Below are 340 nucleotides of genomic sequence, written 5' to 3' on the forward strand. Positions count from 1 at the left end.
AATCTGCATTTTATTGTAAAAGTCTTAAAACTACTCCTTAATGGTTGATTATTAAAGATTTAAGCGTTACTTTGTAGCCTAATTAATAAAAAATAATTTGTATGGCTATCAAGAAACAATATATAAAAACTAAAGCTATTTGTAAAATTACTTTTTCTGTAGAAGCCAAAACAGCTACGGAGGCAAGTGTGGTAGGTGATTTTAATGGTTGGAATGCAACAGAAGGCACTTTGACCAAGTTGAAAAACGGCACTTTTAAAGGTGTTTTTGAAGTAAATAAAAACCAAAGTTATGAATTCAAATATTTGGTTGATGGGGTTTATTTGAATGAGCCAGAGGC

1 protein-coding gene is annotated in these 340 nt (G+C 30.6%); it reads left to right on the forward strand.

Annotated features, from left to right (window positions below; all coding sequences use genetic code 11):
* Positions 1-101: 101 nt before the first annotated feature.
* Positions 102-340: isoamylase early set domain-containing protein (locus tag B0A58_RS11155; RefSeq protein ID WP_089081124.1), on the forward strand; the 239-nt coding region annotated here is incomplete at its 3' end.

Source organism: Flavobacterium branchiophilum NBRC 15030 = ATCC 35035 (assembly GCF_002217205.1).
GTDB classification, from domain to species: Bacteria; Bacteroidota; Bacteroidia; order Flavobacteriales; family Flavobacteriaceae; genus Flavobacterium; species Flavobacterium branchiophilum.